This is a genomic window from Quadrisphaera granulorum (genome assembly GCF_003149145.1).
Taxonomy (GTDB): Bacteria; Actinomycetota; Actinomycetes; order Actinomycetales; family Quadrisphaeraceae; genus Quadrisphaera; species Quadrisphaera granulorum.
In genome coordinates, this window is sequence record NZ_QGDQ01000016.1 from 69,739 (window position 1) to 85,245 (window position 15,507).

General features: G+C 73.6%; 13 protein-coding genes. 9 read left to right on the forward strand and 4 right to left on the reverse strand.

Features of this window, described 5'->3' with window-relative positions:
- Positions 1 to 4 precede the first annotated feature (4 nt).
- Together dapF and BXY45_RS13285 are read left to right on the forward strand one after the other, a co-directional pair.
- Positions 5 to 976: a diaminopimelate epimerase gene (gene dapF, locus BXY45_RS13280; RefSeq protein WP_109774988.1), complete on the forward strand. Its 972-nt coding sequence runs from the start codon at positions 5 to 7 to the stop codon at positions 974 to 976.
- Positions 977 to 1,189: 213 nt separating this feature from the next.
- Entirely contained in the window at positions 1,190 to 1,381 is a 192-nt protein-coding gene (locus BXY45_RS13285) for a hypothetical protein (RefSeq protein ID WP_109774989.1), read from the forward strand.
- A gap of 11 nt (positions 1,382 to 1,392) precedes the next feature.
- On the opposite strand, the gene BXY45_RS13290 is transcribed toward BXY45_RS13285, so the two are convergent.
- Entirely contained in the window at positions 1,393 to 2,040 is a 648-nt protein-coding gene (locus BXY45_RS13290) for a class I SAM-dependent methyltransferase (RefSeq protein WP_245961797.1), read from the reverse strand.
- A 122-nt stretch (positions 2,041 to 2,162) separates the two neighbouring features.
- On the opposite strand from BXY45_RS13290, the gene hflX reads away from it, so the two are divergent.
- Complete coding sequence (gene hflX / locus BXY45_RS13295; protein ID WP_109774990.1) at positions 2,163 to 3,677, forward strand: GTPase HflX; 1,515 nt, start codon at positions 2,163 to 2,165, stop codon at positions 3,675 to 3,677.
- Positions 3,678 to 3,862: 185 nt separating this feature from the next.
- On the opposite strand, the gene BXY45_RS13300 is transcribed toward hflX, so the two are convergent.
- Positions 3,863 to 4,087, reverse strand: a complete 225-nt coding sequence (locus BXY45_RS13300; RefSeq protein WP_109774991.1) for a PDDEXK family nuclease — start codon at positions 4,085 to 4,087, stop codon at positions 3,863 to 3,865.
- A 151-nt stretch (positions 4,088 to 4,238) separates the two neighbouring features.
- On the opposite strand from BXY45_RS13300, the gene BXY45_RS13305 reads away from it, so the two are divergent.
- From BXY45_RS13305 to BXY45_RS13315, 3 genes are read left to right on the forward strand one after another with little or no spacing between them, the layout of a single operon-like run.
- Positions 4,239 to 6,368 carry an ATP-dependent DNA helicase gene (locus BXY45_RS13305; RefSeq protein WP_245961798.1) on the forward strand — a complete coding sequence of 710 codons (2,130 nt, stop codon included), beginning with the start codon at positions 4,239 to 4,241 and terminating at the stop codon, positions 6,366 to 6,368.
- A gap of 9 nt (positions 6,369 to 6,377) precedes the next feature.
- Positions 6,378 to 6,788, forward strand: coding sequence for an OsmC family protein (locus BXY45_RS13310; RefSeq protein ID WP_109774992.1), 411 nt, complete (start codon positions 6,378 to 6,380; stop codon positions 6,786 to 6,788).
- A gap of 34 nt (positions 6,789 to 6,822) precedes the next feature.
- Positions 6,823 to 7,989 (forward strand): NAD(P)/FAD-dependent oxidoreductase, encoded by a 1,167-nt coding sequence (locus BXY45_RS13315; protein ID WP_109775028.1) that lies wholly within the window; start codon positions 6,823 to 6,825, stop codon positions 7,987 to 7,989.
- A 12-nt stretch (positions 7,990 to 8,001) separates the two neighbouring features.
- Here the strand turns inward: BXY45_RS13315 and lexA are convergent, their stop codons facing one another.
- Complete coding sequence (lexA, locus tag BXY45_RS13320) at positions 8,002 to 8,673, reverse strand: transcriptional repressor LexA (RefSeq protein ID WP_245961799.1); 672 nt, start codon at positions 8,671 to 8,673, stop codon at positions 8,002 to 8,004.
- Positions 8,674 to 8,783: 110 nt separating this feature from the next.
- On the opposite strand from lexA, the gene BXY45_RS13325 reads away from it, so the two are divergent.
- The 3 genes from BXY45_RS13325 (at position 8,784) to BXY45_RS13340 (ending at position 14,369) form a co-directional block, all read left to right on the forward strand.
- Complete coding sequence (locus BXY45_RS13325) at positions 8,784 to 10,244, forward strand: purine-cytosine permease family protein (protein ID WP_245961800.1); 1,461 nt, start codon at positions 8,784 to 8,786, stop codon at positions 10,242 to 10,244.
- 106 nt (positions 10,245 to 10,350) lie between these two features.
- On the forward strand, positions 10,351 to 12,378 hold the full coding sequence (locus tag BXY45_RS23315) for a glycoside hydrolase family 26 protein (RefSeq protein WP_170131496.1): 2,028 nt from the start codon (positions 10,351 to 10,353) through the stop codon (positions 12,376 to 12,378).
- Entirely contained in the window at positions 12,375 to 14,369 is a 1,995-nt protein-coding gene (locus tag BXY45_RS13340; RefSeq protein WP_109774995.1) for a glycosyltransferase family 2 protein, read from the forward strand. Before BXY45_RS23315 ends, BXY45_RS13340 begins: the two co-directional genes overlap by 4 nt.
- Here the strand turns inward: BXY45_RS13340 and BXY45_RS13345 are convergent.
- On the reverse strand, positions 14,350 to 15,429 hold the full coding sequence (locus BXY45_RS13345) for an NAD(P)-dependent oxidoreductase (RefSeq protein WP_170131497.1): 1,080 nt from the start codon (positions 15,427 to 15,429) through the stop codon (positions 14,350 to 14,352). The genes BXY45_RS13340 and BXY45_RS13345 overlap by 20 nt on opposite strands.
- Positions 15,430 to 15,507 lie beyond the last annotated feature (78 nt).

The window sequence follows — 15,507 nt, forward strand, 5'->3', positions numbered from 1 at the left end:
CACCGTGACCAGCACTCTCACCAGCACCCTGGCCTTCACCAAGGGACACGGCACCGAGAACGACTTCGTGCTGCTCACCGACCCCGACGGACTCCTCACGCACGACGCCGTGCTCGCCGCGCGCCTGTGCGACCGCCGCGCCGGCATCGGCGCCGACGGCGTCATCCGTGCCGTGCGCAGCGACGCGCTGCCCGAGGGCGCCGCGGCGCTCGCCGAGGACCCGACCGCGCGGTGGTTCATGGACTACCGCAACGCCGACGGCTCCCTCGCGGAGATGTGCGGCAACGGTGTCCGCGTGCTCGTCGCGCACCTGCTGGCGGAGGGGCTCGTCGAGGAGGCCGAGCTGCGCAGCGGTCCCGGCCTGGCCGTAGGCACCCGTGCCGGCGTCCGCCGGGTCCGGCGCGTGCGCGGCCCCGAGGGGGAGGACTGGCTGGCCGTCGACATGGGCCCCTGGCACCTCATCGACCCCGTCGGCGCGTCCGATCGCGGTGCCGACGCCGAGGTCGGCGTGCACGGGCTCGACGGCGTCCGCCGTCCCGGCCTGTCCGTCGACGTCGGCAACCCGCACACCGTCGTGGCGCTGGCGTCCGCCACCGAGCTGGATGCCGCCGACCTGACCCGGGCGCCCGAGGTCGAGCCGCTGCCGCCGCACGGCACCAACGTCGAGCTGGTCATCGTCGAGGACGCCGTCGGCGCCGCAGGCAGCTCCGAGGCGCCCCTCGGCATCATCAGGATGCGGGTGCACGAGCGCGGCGTCGGCGAGACCCGCTCCTGCGGCACCGGCGCGTGCGCCGCGGCGCTCGCCGTGCGCAGCTGGGCCGGCGGCACCGCGGCGGGCGCCCCGGAGCGGTGGCTCGTGCACGTGCCCGGGGGCACGGTGGCGGTGCGCGCCCTGGAGGGCCAGCGTGTGGAGCTGGCGGGCCCGGCAGTGCTGTTGGCCCGCGGGGAGGTCGACCCGGCGCTGCTCGGCGGCTGACTCTGGGGCGGCGGAGAGCGGCGCGCCCGAGGGGGGCGACACGCCGAGCGTGACGCGTTCGTGATGTGACGTCTGACTACTTCTGAGGCAGAAGCGCACGATCATCCCGGTTTGAGTGCCGGGCGTGGATCGTTGGTGGCGTGAGTTGCACCAAAGTGGTTGCCGGTCACGCTGCGTGGGTGAAGGCTTGACCCACGGCAACGAGGGGGGCTGGTGGCGGTGGAGGTGACGTCGACGATGAGCGGACTGCTCGACGCGCGGACGCGCGCGGCGGTGGCGGTGCTAGCTGCCGTCAACGACCCCCGGAGTGAAGGCGACGAGCGCCTGCGCCGCCGCGAGCGCGTCCTGCACCAGCTGGCCATGGAGCGCCAGCGCAAGCAGCGCCGCCTCAGCCGCAGCGCCTGATCAGCCATCGATCAGCGGGAGACTTCGAGGACGCGGTAGCCCTTGCGGGAGGCGGTGCGGTGCGCCGTCCACCCGTGCTCTTCTCCTTGCTCGCCGATCCAACGCAGCAGGGAGTCCGCGCCGAGGTCCTTGGCCACCACGAGGTGGGCCGATCCGCCGGGCGCCAGTCGCGGCAACCACCGCAGCAGCAGGGCGTGCAGTGCCGGCTTGCCGATGCGGATCGGCGGGTTCGACCAGACCGCGGAGAAGCTGACGTCGTCGTCGACGTCCTCCGGAGCCGCGGTGCGGATTCCCGACAGACCCAGCGACGCGGCGTTGGTCGCGGTGAGGTCGCGGGCGCGTTCGTTGACGTCGACAGCCCACACCCGGCGGGTGGTCGGCTCGGGCGAGCGCAGCGCCATCGTCAGCGCCACCGGTCCCCAGCCGCAGCCGAGGTCGAGCAGCTCGCCGTCGGCGGGCGGATCGGGGACGGCGTCGAGCAGCACCGCCGTGCCCAGGTCGAGCCGGTCACCGCTGAACACCGACGGGGCGGTGACCAGCTCCAGCTCCCGCCCGTCGAGGCGCACCCTCAGTGGTCGGCGCTCGTCGGCGGAGGCGGGGGAGGCGCTGAAGTAGTGCTCTGCTGGTCGGTCTGCAGGCAGGTGGGGCTCGTCTGGCACCGCGAGAGGCTACCCGCGGGTGCTGCGAGAGGGCCGAGGAGCGGAAACACCGTCGACGCCGCCGGCGTTGTGAGGAACAGTGGGCGGGTCGCAGGCAGCGACCCGCACGACGCAGGAGGCGCATGACCACCACCGCCCAGTCCACTCGCCAGTCTTCCCGTGCTGACGACGCCGTCACCCGGATCCTCGCCCGCCACGGCGGCGCGGCATCCGGTGCTTCGACCCCTGGGGCCGCGGTCGACGACGAGCCGGGCTACGACGGCGACCAGCTCGACCTCGCAGAGCGCAACGCACTGCGGCGCGTCGGCGGCCTCGCCAGCGAGCTGTCGACCGAGCTCACCGACGTCACCGAGGTCGAGTACCGCCAGCTCCGCCTGGAGCGCGTCGTGCTCGCCGGCGTGTGGTCGAGCGCCAACGCCTCCGCGGACGACGCCGAGAACTCCCTGCGGGAGCTCGCCGCTCTCGCGGAGACCGCTGGGTCGACCGTGCTCGACGGCGTCCTGCAGCGGCGCGACACCCCCGACCCCGGCACCTGGCTCGGCTCCGGCAAGGCCGCGGAGCTCAAGGACGTCGTGGCTGCCGCCGGTGCCGACACCGTCATCGCCGACGGCGAGCTCTCGCCGTCCCAGCGCCGTGCGCTGGAAGACATCGTCAAGGTCAAGGTCATCGACAGGACCGCCCTGATCCTCGACATCTTCGCTCAACATGCGAAGTCGAAGGAGGGCAAGGCCCAGGTCGAGCTGGCGCAGCTGGAGTACCTGCTCCCGCGCCTGCGCGGCTGGGGCGAGTCGATGTCCCGCCAGGCCGGTGGCCGCGTCGCCGGTGGTGAAGGCATCGGCTCCCGCGGACCCGGTGAGACCAAGATCGAGCTCGACCGGCGCCGCATCCGCACCCGGATGGCCAAGCTGCGCCGCGAGATCAAGGAGATGCGCCCGGCCCGGGAGACGCGCCGCCAGTCGCGCCGCCGCGGGGCGGTGCCGAGCGTCGTCATCGCCGGGTATACCAACGCCGGCAAGTCCTCGCTGCTCAACCGGCTGACGGGGGCGGGCGTGCTCGTGGAGGACGCGCTGTTCGCCACCCTCGACCCGACGGTGCGCCGCTCGCAGACGCCCGACGGCCGCACGATGACGCTGTCCGACACGGTCGGGTTCGTCAGGTCGCTCCCCACGCAGCTGGTCGAGGCGTTCCGCTCCACGCTGGAGGAGGTCGGCGAGGCCGACGTCCTGCTCCACGTCGTCGACGCGTCGCACCCCGACCCGGAGGGTCAGATCTCCGCGGTGCGCGACGTGCTCGCCGAGGTGGGCACGCATGGAGGGGACGGGCCCGTGGAGGTCGTCGTCCTCAACAAGTGCGACCAGGCCGACCCGGAGGTCGTCTCGCGGCTGCTGCGCCGCGAGCGAGGCTCGGTGGTCGTCTCGGCGCGCACGGGCGAGGGCCTGGACGCGCTGCGCGACCGGATCGCCGAGGTGCTGCCGCACCCGGAGGTGCTCGTCGACGTCGTCGTGCCGTACTCGCGGGGTGACCTCGTCTCTCGCGTGCACTCCACCGGCGAGGTGCTCTCCACGGAGCACACGGAGGCGGGCACCCGCGTGGTCGCGCGCGTGGCCCCCGACCTCGCCGCGGAGCTCACCGCCTGAGGGGTAAGTCACCGCAGCTGTGCAGAACAGGGGCGTGACGCGAGTCGTCACGCCCCTGTTCTGTCCACGTGGCTCATTGGGCGGCGGGGGGGGGGCTTTCGCACCTGCGCACTTCGAGGGCGAGTAGCGGGGTGAGACGCCCCTGAAGTGCACAGGTGTCAGGGTTGCGACGGCGCAGCCCCGGCTCAGACTCCGGACAGTGCGTGGCGCACCCGGGCGACCGTCTCCTCTCGGACCCATGGCCGGTGCCTGTCCAGGCTGCCGCCGACGAGGACGACGACAGTCCACCCGCTCTCCCGCAGACGAGTCCGCTTGTCTTCGTCGTGGCGCCACTGCGCCTTGCCCTTGAGGCGATGGATGTCGCCGTCGTACTCGACCACGACCCGCTGTTCCAACCACACCATGTCCACCTGCCACAGCCGTCCGGTCGCGTCGGGGATCCAGCGGCCGCACCCTGCGCAGACTGCCGGGAGGAGGCAGATCCTCGCTCCGGTTGTCCACAGGGGCGGGGGCTGTGGATGAACGGCGGGGCGCCGGGCGCGCGCTGCGTAGGGTGGCTCGGTGCCGAAGCCCAGCCGCGGAGCCGACCCCTCCGACCTGCTCGACGCCGCTGTCGCGGCGCTCGGTGGGGCCCCGCGCGAGGGCCAGCAGAAGATGGTCGCCGCCGTTACCCAGGCCGTCAGGTCGGGGCGCCACCTGCTGGTTCAGGCCGGGACGGGCACCGGCAAGTCGCTCGGGTACCTCGTGCCGCTGGCGGCGCACGCCGCCGAGACCGGCACCCCGGGCGTGGTGTCCACTGCGACGCTGGCGCTGCAGGCGCAGGTGGTCGACCGTGACCTGCCCCGGCTGAGCCAGGCGCTGCGCCCCCTGCTCGGCCGGGAGCTCACGTGGCAGACGGTCAAGGGCCGCGCCCACTACGTGTGCCGGCAGAAGCTGCTCGGTGGCTTCCCCGAGGACGAGCCCGAGGCGCTGCCCGGCATGGAGCTGGTCGGCGGCGCCGAGCGCGCCACCGACCGCCGCCCCGCCGCGAGCAGCAGCGGCCCGAGCAGCCAGCTCGGCCGCGAGGTCGCGAGGCTCCACCGCTGGGCGCAGGACACCGAGACCGGAGACCGTGACGAGCTGGTCCCCGGCGTCTCCGAGCGCGCCTGGCGGCAGGTCTCCGTCAGCTCCCGGGAGTGCCTGGGCGCCACGCGCTGCCCGGTGGCGGAGGAGTGCCACGTCGAGCTGGCGCGGGCGCGGGCGAAGGAGGTCGACGTCGTCGTCACCAACCACGCCCTGCTGGCCATCGACGCCGTCGAAGACGTGCAGCTGCTGCCCGAGCACGACGTCGTCGTCATCGACGAGGCCCACGAGCTGGTCGACAGGGTCACCTCCGTGGCCACGGGGTCGCTGTCGGCGGCGGCGGTCGCGCAGGCGGCGACCACCGCGCGTCGCCAGGGCGGCCTCGACCCGACCTCCGCCGAGCGGCTGCGCGTGGCGTCGGACGACCTCGGCGCCGTGCTCGAGGACGCGCCCGTCGGGCGCTACCCGCGGGGTCTGCCGGACCCGGTCCGGCTGGCGGTGGCGGGTGTGCGCGACGCCGCCCGCGAGGCCCTGTCGGGCCTCAAGGGGGAAGCCGGTGGGTCGGGGCAGGGCTCGAAGGACGACGACGGCGAGGCCGCGGCCGGCAAGCAGGTCGCTCGCGCTGCGCTGAGCGAGGTGTTCGACGTGGCGGAGCGGCTCGTCGAGGTCGGCCCCGCAGGCGATGCGTCGGGGGAGGTCAGCGCTGACGTCGCCTGGCTCGAGGCGCCCGGCGCGTGGCGCCGCGACGAGGAGCCCCGCCCCCGAGTGCTCCACGTGGCGCCGCTGAGCGTGGCGATGACGCTGCGCGACCACCTCTTCGGCAGCTCGACCGTGGTGCTCACCTCGGCGACGCTCACACCGGGTGGCTCCTTCGACGCCGCCGCCGGAGCGCTCGGTCTGCAGGGGGCCGGTGCCCCGCAGTGGACCGCGCTCGACGTCGGCAGCCCGTTCGACCACGCCAAGCAGGGCATCCTCTACGTGGCCAAACATCTGCCGCAGCCCGGTCGCGAGGGGCCGGCGCCGGAGGTGCTGGAGGAGGTCGAGCAGCTCGTCATCGCTGCCGGCGGACGCGCGCTGGGGCTGTTCTCCTCCCGCCGCGCCGCCGAGGCCGCCGCGGAGGCGCTCGGCGACCGACTCGGCCAGCACGGCATCTCCGTGCTGTGCCAGGGCGACGACACCGTGCCCAACCTCGTGCGCGAGTTCGCTGCCGAGCCCCGCACGTGCCTGTTCGGCACGCTGACCCTCTGGCAGGGCGTCGACGTGCCGGGCCCGTCCTGCCAGCTCGTCATCCTCGACAGGATCCCTTTCCCCCGCCCCGACGACCCGCTCGCCTCCGCCCGCGCGGAAGCCGCCGACAGGGCCGGCGGCAACGGCTTCATGGCCGTCTCGGCCACCCACGCGGCGCTGTTGCTGGCGCAGGGTGCTGGCCGGCTACTGCGCAGCACCTCCGATCGCGGCGTGGTGGCCTTGCTCGACCCGCGGCTGGCCACCAAGCGGTACGGCTCGTTCCTGCGGGCGAGCCTGCCGCCGCTGTGGCCGACCACCGACAAGGACGTCGTGCTCGGTGCGCTGCGTCGACTGGACGTCGCAGCGAGTGATCAAGAGGCGGCGGCAGCCAGGCCTGCCTAGCGTCGGGTGATGAGCTCCCCAAGCAGCCAGACCACTGTCCAGGATGCCACCGCCACCGCCGTCACCGGGAGCGTGACCACCTCCGACGGCGTCCTCGAGGCGGCCACCCAGCTGGCCGGCGAGGCCGCCGGTGACCGCACCACCCCCGAGCACCTCATGGCCGCCGCCACCGCGGCCTGCCTGCAGCAGTCCATCGGCATCGCCGCCTCGACGCAGGACGTCGACGCCAGCGACGCCCAGGTCACCGCCCACGTCGTCCTGACCACCGCGGAAGAGGCCGGCTACACCTCGCACATCACGCTGGAGGTCAGCGGCCTCGCCGACGACGTCGCCGAGCGGGTCCTGGAGCAGGCCCAGGCGATCTGCCCGTTCACCAAGGCCCTCGCCGGCTCCGACCTGACGGTGAAGCTCGCCGCCTGAGAGCGCCTCCGTGGCCGCTGGCACACTCGGCGGTGTGAGCGAGCACTGGGACCTGGTCGTCGTCGGAGCCGGGCCGGCCGGCTCCGCGGCCGCCCTCGGCGCCCTGCACCAGCGCCCCGACGCGCGGGTGCTCCTGCTCGACCGCGCCGACTTCCCCCGCGACAAGGTCTGCGGCGACGGCGTCGCTCCGCACGCCCTCGACGTGCTGGCCACCGTCGGCGTCACCGGTCTCCTCGGCGACTGGCCGGTGGCGCCGCGGCTGCGCATCTCCGTGGTCGGCGCGGCCGGTGTGCCAGTGGTTGAGGAGGCCATGGCCCGTCCCGCGCAGGTAGTGCCGCGCGCCGTCCTCGACGAACGCCTGGTGCGCGCAGCCGTCGAGCGCGGCGCGGTGCTGCGCCGGGCGCGCGTGCGCGACGTCCTGCAGGACGGCGCGGGTGTCGGCGTCGTCCTGACCGACGGTGAGGTGGTCCGCGGGCGCATCGCGGTCGGTGCCGACGGCGCGCACTCGGAGGTGCGGCGGGCCCTGGGCCCGGCGGTCGTGCCGCCGCAGCGACGGGGGACGACGGCGATCGCCGTGCGCGCCTACGCCCCCGTGCTCCCCGAGCACGCCGGCGTGCAGGTGCTCGCGTTCTCGCAGGACACCGACCGTCCGAGCTACGCGTGGTCGTTCCCGGTCGGTGACGGGCGCGCGAACGTCGGGTTCGGGCAGCTCGTCGACTCGCGCTCGAGCGTGGGGGAGGCGCCCACGCGGGCCCGCCTGCTCGAGCGCCTGGAGGAGCTGCTGCCGGGGACGACGGCCGGGGCCGAGCAGGTGGCCGGGCACCCGCTGCCGCTCTCGACCGGCCGTAGCGGCGTGTGGTCGGTGGGGCGCGTGCTCCTCGCCGGTGACGCGGCCAGTCTCGTCAACCCCGTGACCGGTGAGGGGATCTACTACGCCGTGCTGTCGGGCGTGCTCGCGGGGCGGGCGGCGGTCGGCGGGGGACGCTACGACGCCATGCTCGCCGAGGCGCTCGTGGGCCACCTGCGGCACACCGACCTCGCCGCTCGCCTCGTCCGCAGCGACCGGTTGCTCCACGCGGCGCTGCGCGCGTCGGCGCACGACAGCGCCGTGTTCGACGACCTCGCCGACATCGGCCTGGCGCGCGGTCGCCTCACCCGCCGTGTGGCTGGAGGGATGGCGCGCGCCCTTGTCGGGGCCTGAGCCAGCGACCGGTCAGAGCGCGCGCAGCACCGTGACGACGCGACCGAGCACGGTGGCGTCGGTGCCGTCGATGGGGGCGTAGGCGTCGTTGCGGGGCAGCAGCCACACCTGGCCGTCGCGGCGCTGGAGCACCTTGACGGTGGCCTCGCCGTCGATCATCGCGGCGACCACCTCGCCGTTCTCGGCGACGGGCTGGCTTCTGACCACGACGTAGTCACCGTCGCAGATGGCGGCGTCGACCATGGAGTCACCGACGACGCGGAGCGTGAAGAGCTCACCGTCGCCCACGAGCTGGCGAGGGAGGGCGAAGACATCTTCGACCTCCTCTTCCGCCAACAGCGGCGCACCGGCCGCGATCCGTCCGACCAGCGGCACGAGGGCGGTCTCGACGCCGGCGTCACGCTCGTCGGTGGCGGCGCCCGGGCGGGCGCGGCCCACCTCGACCACCTCGATGGCGCGCGGACGATTCGGGTCCCGGCGCAGATAACCCTTGCGCTCGAGGGAGACCAGCTGGTGGGCCACGCTGCTCGGGCTGTGCAGACCGACGACCTTGCCGATCTCGCGCATGCTCGGCGGGTAGCCCCGCTTGGCCACGGAGTCTCGGATGGTGTCCAGGACGGCACGCTGGCGGCTGGTGAGGTCGTCAGTGCGGGTGGGGGAGCCCTTGGGAGCGGTCGTCGCCACGGACACAGCGTAGTGGATCGATGACCCAGATCTCAAACAGGCGTTCGACGGGATGCCGCTCGCCGATGACGACCCCCGGAGCATGGCCCACCAGCGCCTACTGTTCCGGCGTGACGCCCCCACAGACGCCCTCACTGTCGCGCGTCGAGGTCAACGGCCTCAACGTCATCGACGAGTCCGAGCGGCGGGGCAAGCCCTCCAGCCTCTTCTGGCCGTGGTTCGCCGCCAACGTCTCCGTCTTCGGCATCGCCAACGGCGCCTTCGTGCTGGGCTTCGGCCTCAGCTGGTGGCAGGCCCTGCTGGCCGGGGTGGTGGGCGTCGTCAGCTCGTTCCTCCTGTGTGGCCTGGTCGCCCTCGGGGGGACGCGCGCCTCGGCCCCCACGATGGTCGTCTCGCGCGCCGCCTACGGCGTCCGGGGCAACCGGCTGCCCTCGGCCGTCAGCTGGGTGCTCACCGTCGGGTGGGAGACCATCCTTGTCGCGACCGCGTCACTGGCCACCGCGACAGTCTTCACCGCGCTCGGGTGGGGCGGCGGCACCGTGACGAAGGCGGCGGCGCTCGTCCTCGTCGTCCTGCTGGTCGTGGGGGCCGGGGTGCTCGGCTTCGAGGCGATCATGAAGCTGCAGTCCGTCATCACCGTGGTCACGGGCGTGCTCACGGTGGTCTTCCTCGCGCTCCGCGCCGACGACATCAGCTGGAGCGCGGTCGCGGCCCTGCCCACCGGGTCCTGGCAGGCCCTCGTCGGTGCCACGGTGTTCACGATGACGCTGTTCGGGCTTGGTTGGGTCAACGCCGCCGGCGACTACTCCCGCTACCTGCCGCGCCACTCCTCACGCCCCGGCGTCGTCTGGTGGACCACCTTCGGCGGCGCCGCCGCACCGCTCGTGCTGCTGTCGTTCGGGGTGCTCCTGGCTGCCTCCTCTCCCGACTTCTCCGACGGCGTCAGCACCGACCCCATCGGTGCGCTCGCCGCGGGGCTTCCGGTGTGGTTCCTCGTGCCGTTCGCCGTCGTCGCCGTCCTGTCCCTGGTGGGTGGGGCGGTGCTCGACATCTACTCCTCGGGCCTGGCGCTGCTCTCTCTCGGACTGCCGGCCCCCCGGTGGGTGGCCGCCCTCGTCGACGGGGTGCTCATGGTGGCCGGAGCGGTGTACGTCGTCTTCGTCTCGGCGGACTTCCTCACCCCGTTCCAGGGCTTCCTCATCACCCTCGGCGTGCCCATCGCCGCGTGGGCGGGCGCGGCGATCGCCGACTTCGTGCGCCGATCGGGTGCCTACGACGACGACGCCCTCTTCGACCCCACCGGCCCCTACGGCTCCGTGCGCTGGGGCCCGGTGGCCGTGCTGCTGCTCGCCACCGCCGTCGGCTGGGGGCTGGTGGTCAACACCAGTGCCACGTGGCTCGGCTGGCAGGGCTACCTCATGGGCCCGCTCGGGCTCGGCGGCAAGGGCGGCGACTGGACGTTCGCCAATCTCGGCGTGCTCGCGGCGCTGGTGATCGGCTTCGCCGGGCAGCTGCTGCTCACACCGTCCGCCAAGAAGACCTTCCGGACGGCGGTCCTGAGTCGCCGCTGAGCGCGCACCGCTGGACTCGCACCGCTGGACTCGCACCGCGGAGTGCGCCGATCGGGTGGCGTCCCCCGGCGCAGAGGGACGCGTTGGTCACAACCAGTCAAGGTCCGTGCACTCTGTGTCACGCCTTCGCGAGGAGGCCGGTCAGCGACCGCTGGCTGCCGCGACCGCCGGAGGCACCGTGCCCGACCTGCGCCGCCGTCCCGCCCGCTACGCCACAGCCCTCGCCCTCGTCACGGCCCTCGGGGCCGGCACCTGGACAGAGCTCGACGTCAGGCTCGGCCCCGACGCCGCCCTCAGCGCCGCCCGAGAGCGGCCAGCCGAGGCGAGCACCACCCCGACCCTGACCCCAACCGCAACCCCGACCGGGACGCCGATCTCCTCGTCGGGGTCTTCGTCGGGATCGGGCTCCACGAGTACCGGCAGTGCACCCGGCGCCGGAGGCTCAACCCTCCAGGTGATCCCCGCCGTGCACGCCGCCGCCTCCACCCGCGTGACCACCTGCCTGGCCTACCCCGACCAGGAGTCCGCCCAGGCCGCCTTCGACGGCGACCGCCGCCGCCTGGCCGTGCTCGACGGCGACGGCGACGGCAAGGCCTGCGAGCAGCTCCGCTCTGCCCGCCAGGCGCCCGTCGTCGTCCCGAAGGAAAAGTCCGACCCCACCCGCTCCGGCGGCGGGACCGCCGCGCCGTCCGCCACGGCGAAGCCCACCACCTCGGCGAAGCCCACCACCTCGCCGTCCTCGACATCATCCACACCGCGCTGCGACGGCTACCCGGACCGCGAGACCGCGCAGGCCGCCTTCGACGCCGACCCCGTCCGCCTCGCCGCCCTCGACGGCGACCGTGACGGCAAGGCCTGCGAGCAGCTGCGCAGCCGCGTCACCCCCACGGTGACCGCCACCCCGCCGACGAAGTCCCCGGCCTGGCCGACGGCCCCCACCAAGGCGGAGATCGTCGCCTCGGGGCGCTACTTCGGGCTCAGCACCGCCACCACCCAGGAGGCGGTCGCGCTGGAGGGCAGCCTGCGGCGGCAGTCGAACCTCACGAGCACCTACCAGGGCTGGGACACCGACTTCGAGCCCGCCCGCGTCGTCGAGGCCTGGCGAGCCGGGACCCTGCCCATGATCACCTGGGAGTCGCGTCCGCTGGAGACCCCCGACACGGGCGCCGTCAACTACGCCCTGCGGAACATCGCCTCCGGCGCCTTCGACGACTACCTCACCCGGTGGGCCCGCGACGTCCGCGCCACCGGACTGCCGGTGGCCATCCGCTTCGACCACGAGATGAACGGCGACTGGTACCGCTGGTCCACCGCCACCGGAGGTGGCGCCAGCAACGCCAACACCGCCGGCAACACGCCCGCGGAGTACGTCGCGGCGTGGCGGAAGGTGCACGACGTCTTCCAGGCCGCCGGCGCCGGTGACCTCGTCATCTGGGTCTGGTCACCCAACCGCGTCGACAACATCAGCAGCTCCCGCTTCCCCGCCGTCGGCACGCTCTACCCCGGCGCCTCCTACGTCGACTGGGTCGGTATGACCGGCTACTACCGCCCGGAGGACGTCAGCAGCCGACAACCCCTGACCTTCGACGCCACCTACCAGCGCACCTTCACGCAGCTGCGTCTCGTGGCACCCGGCAAACCGATCCTCATCGCCGAGGTCGGCGCCACCGAGAGCGGAGGTAACAAGGCCGCCTGGGTCGCGGCCTTCTTCTCGGGCCTGGCACGCCAGAGCGACGTGGTCGGTTTCGTCTGGTTCCAGTACGCCGTGAGCCAGAACGGGTTCACCAACGACTGGCGCCTGGACTCCACGACCTCCACCTTCAGCGCGTTCAGCACTGGGCTCACGGCCTCGCAGCACGGCCTCGAGATCGGCAAGAGCTTCCGCCTGCAACCGGTGGGAGCCACCGCGACGGCGACCCCCACCCCGACCCCGACTCCGACCCCGACGACGACGGCGACGGCGACGGCGACGGCGACGGCGACGGCCAGCCCACCGACACCCACGGCCACCCCCACGACGACGACCCCGACGACGACGGCGACCGCCACGCCCGCCCCCACGGGCAGCCCGACTGCCAGCTCCACGGCCAGCCCGACGGCCACGGCTACTCCTAGCGCGACGGTCACCCCGTGAGCGCCGTCACCGCCCCGGCCGGAACGCACCACGCCGCGTTCTGGGAGGAGCCGTTGCGCGGCGCGGCGCTCGTGCGGGCCCGCACCGCCCTCCCCGAGCCGCCGAGCGACACCGAGAAGTACGCCTACATGGGACGCCAGCACCGCTGGCTGCTCGGTGTGCAGGCCAGCGCCATGCTCCTGGTGGTCTGCTCGGTCTCGCAGTTCGCCCTGTCGGACTGGCGGCTGCTGCCGTTCCTGCTGCCGGCGGCGCTCTACGTGGTCACCGGAGCGGTGTCGCTGCTGAGCTCGACCCGCACCAAGCGGACGTCCCTGGCAGACCACCTCGCCCGCGTCTCCCGCTACACGCCGGACGTCTGGCCGAGCGTCGACGTCTTCCTGCCGACAGCGGGTGAGCCGGTCGACGTGCTCGACAACACCTACCGCCACATCGCCCGCCTCGACTGGCCGGGACGCGTCGTCGCGTGGGTGCTCGACGACGCCGACCGGCCCGAGGTCCGCGAGCTCGCCGCGCGCCACGGCTTCCAGTACCGCGTGCGACCGAACCGCGGCCACCTCAAGAAGGCCGGGAACCTCCTCTTCGGCTACCAGCAGTCCGACGGCGACCTCATCGCCATCTTCGACGCCGACTTCGTGCCGCGCACCGACTACCTGCGTGAGCTGGTGCCGTACTTCCTCGACCCCACCACCGGCATCGTGCAGAGCCCGCAGTACTTCGACGCGCTCAAGGGAATGCCCTGGTTGCAGCGCACCGCGGGCGCCACGCAGGAGCTGTTCTACCGGTGGATCCAACCCGCCCGCGACGCCTCCCGGGCCGCCATCTGCGTGGGCACCTGCGCCATCTACCGGCGCAGCGCGCTGGAGGCGGCGGGCGGCTTCGCGCAGATCGGCCACAGCGAGGACGTGCACACCGGCGTCAAACTCATGAAGGCCGGCTACCAGCTGCGCTACGTGCCGGTGCTCGTGAGCAAGGGCCTGTGCCCGGACCAGCTGCTCGGCTTCCTCAACCAGCAGTACCGCTGGTGCACCGGCTCGATGTCGCTGCTGGCCGACCGCAGCTTCCACGCCAACCCGATCTTCAGCTGGCGGCAGCGGATCTCGTTCTGGAGCGGGTTCCTCTACTACATCTCCACCGGCGTCAACATCTTCCTGGCCCCGCTGCCCGGACTCGTCATGCTCTACGTCTTCCCCGACGAGATCCACCCCGGCAACACCGCCTGGCTGCTCGGCGCGGTGCTCCTGTGGTACTTCGTGCTCCCCACCGTGATGCACTGCTACTGGCGCATGGACGTGCTGCGGGTGCAGCAGCTGTACTCCTTCGCCCACGCCGTCGCCATCGCCCACGTCATCACCAAGCGCACCAAGGAGTGGGTGGCCACCGGCTCCGCCAACCACAAGACGACGCCGCTGGCCGTCACCATCACCCGCGTGATGCGGGTCACCGTGGCCGTGACCCAGCTCAGCGTGTGGACCGGCCTCATCACCGCCACGGTGCAGTACGGCATCCATGAGACGTGGGCGGTGGTCTGCTTCGGTCTCCTGGCCTCCTACGTACAGCTGCCGATGCTCGTCATGCGCGCCAAGCCCCGCGCCGCAGCACCAGCTCCATCACCAGCACCTACGGCTGCACCTGCGCCGGTTGCTGTGCCGGTGCCCCCGGTGGCGGCGCTCGAACGCGCGGGTGGCGAGCGGGTCTTCGGTGCCCGCCCGCCGGTGGCGCCCCGGGTGCCCCACCAGCGGCTCCCCGGGCAGCCCCAGCTCCCGCAGTCCCAACCCGAGCGGCGGCGTGGACGGCACCGTGCCGACAGCCCTGCCGACAGCCCTGCCGATAGCCCTGCCGATAGCCCTGCCGACAGCCCAGCAGACCTCACGGCAGGTCTTCCGACCCCGGCGCAGCTCGCCGCAGCCCAGTACGCCCGCAACCGGGCGCTGCGGGCCGCGCGACGCGCGAACGAGGTCGCCGGGGAGGGCGTCAGCGACCCACAGCGTTGAGCAGCGGCGTCCCCGCCTCGAGCCTGCTGAGGTTCTCGGCGATGTCGGCCACCCGCGCCAGCAGCGTCTGGCGGGTGATGCCCGAGGAGTGCGGGGAAGCGACCACGTTGGCCAGCGAGCCCCAGTCGCGCCGACCCGGTGCACCCACCACCGGGTCGGCGCGACCTGGCCGAGCAGCCCCGGCTGATCCGCCGGGTGCGCCCCCGCCGGGGTACGTCCACCACACGTCGAGCACCGCGCCACCGAGCCGACCGGCGGCGAGCGCCTCGAACAGCGCGTCCTCGTTGACCAGCGGCCCACGGCCGACGTTGACGAGCACCGCGTCGGCCGGGGCCAACCCCAGCACCCGCGCGTCGACGAGATCCGTCGTCGCCGGGGTCAGCGGGGCGGACAGCACGAGGACGTCGGACTCGGCAACCAGCCGGTCCAGCCCGCCACGGCCGTCAGCGCCGTCGGTGCGACCGTGCCATTCCAGATCGGGCCAGTTCAGATCGGGCCAGTTCAGATCGGGCCGGGCGAGGGAGCCACTGCCCGTCACCGCCGCCCCCACCGCGCCGAGCGCCGCGAACGGGGCCCAGCAGGCGCGACCGATGGCGCCGAACCCGACGAAGCCGATCCGTGCACCGTCCAGCCCGCCGACCAGGGGGAGCGAGGAGTCGAAGGTGGAGGAGGCCCACTCGCTGCGCTCGCGCAGCGCCGCGTCCTGCTCGCGCAACCGTCGCCGCAGGACGACGACGCCGGCGAGCACGTGCTCGGCGACGCTGCGCTCGTGGTGGCCGGTGTTGGCCACGAGCACCCCAGCGGGCAGCGCCGCCGTGTCGATGGCGTCCAGGCCCGCCGCGGGGCACTGCAGCAGGCGCAACGAGCCGCTCAGCGGCGTCAGGGACGCGGTGTACCGGCTCGCGACCAGGACCTCCGCTCCGGGCAGGTCGCGAGCCACCGCTTCCTTGTCGAACCGGGGATGCCAGCTGACCTCGGTCCCGGGGACGGCGGCCCGCGCGGCCTCCTCCAGCTCCGCGGCGACGGCCGGCAGGTTCGGGTCGATGACGACGATGCGCACGCGGCCACTCTCCCAACCCCGCCGCCGCTCCCGATCCCGGCTCCCCATCCCGGCTCCCGGCCACGGGTCCTCAGGCGG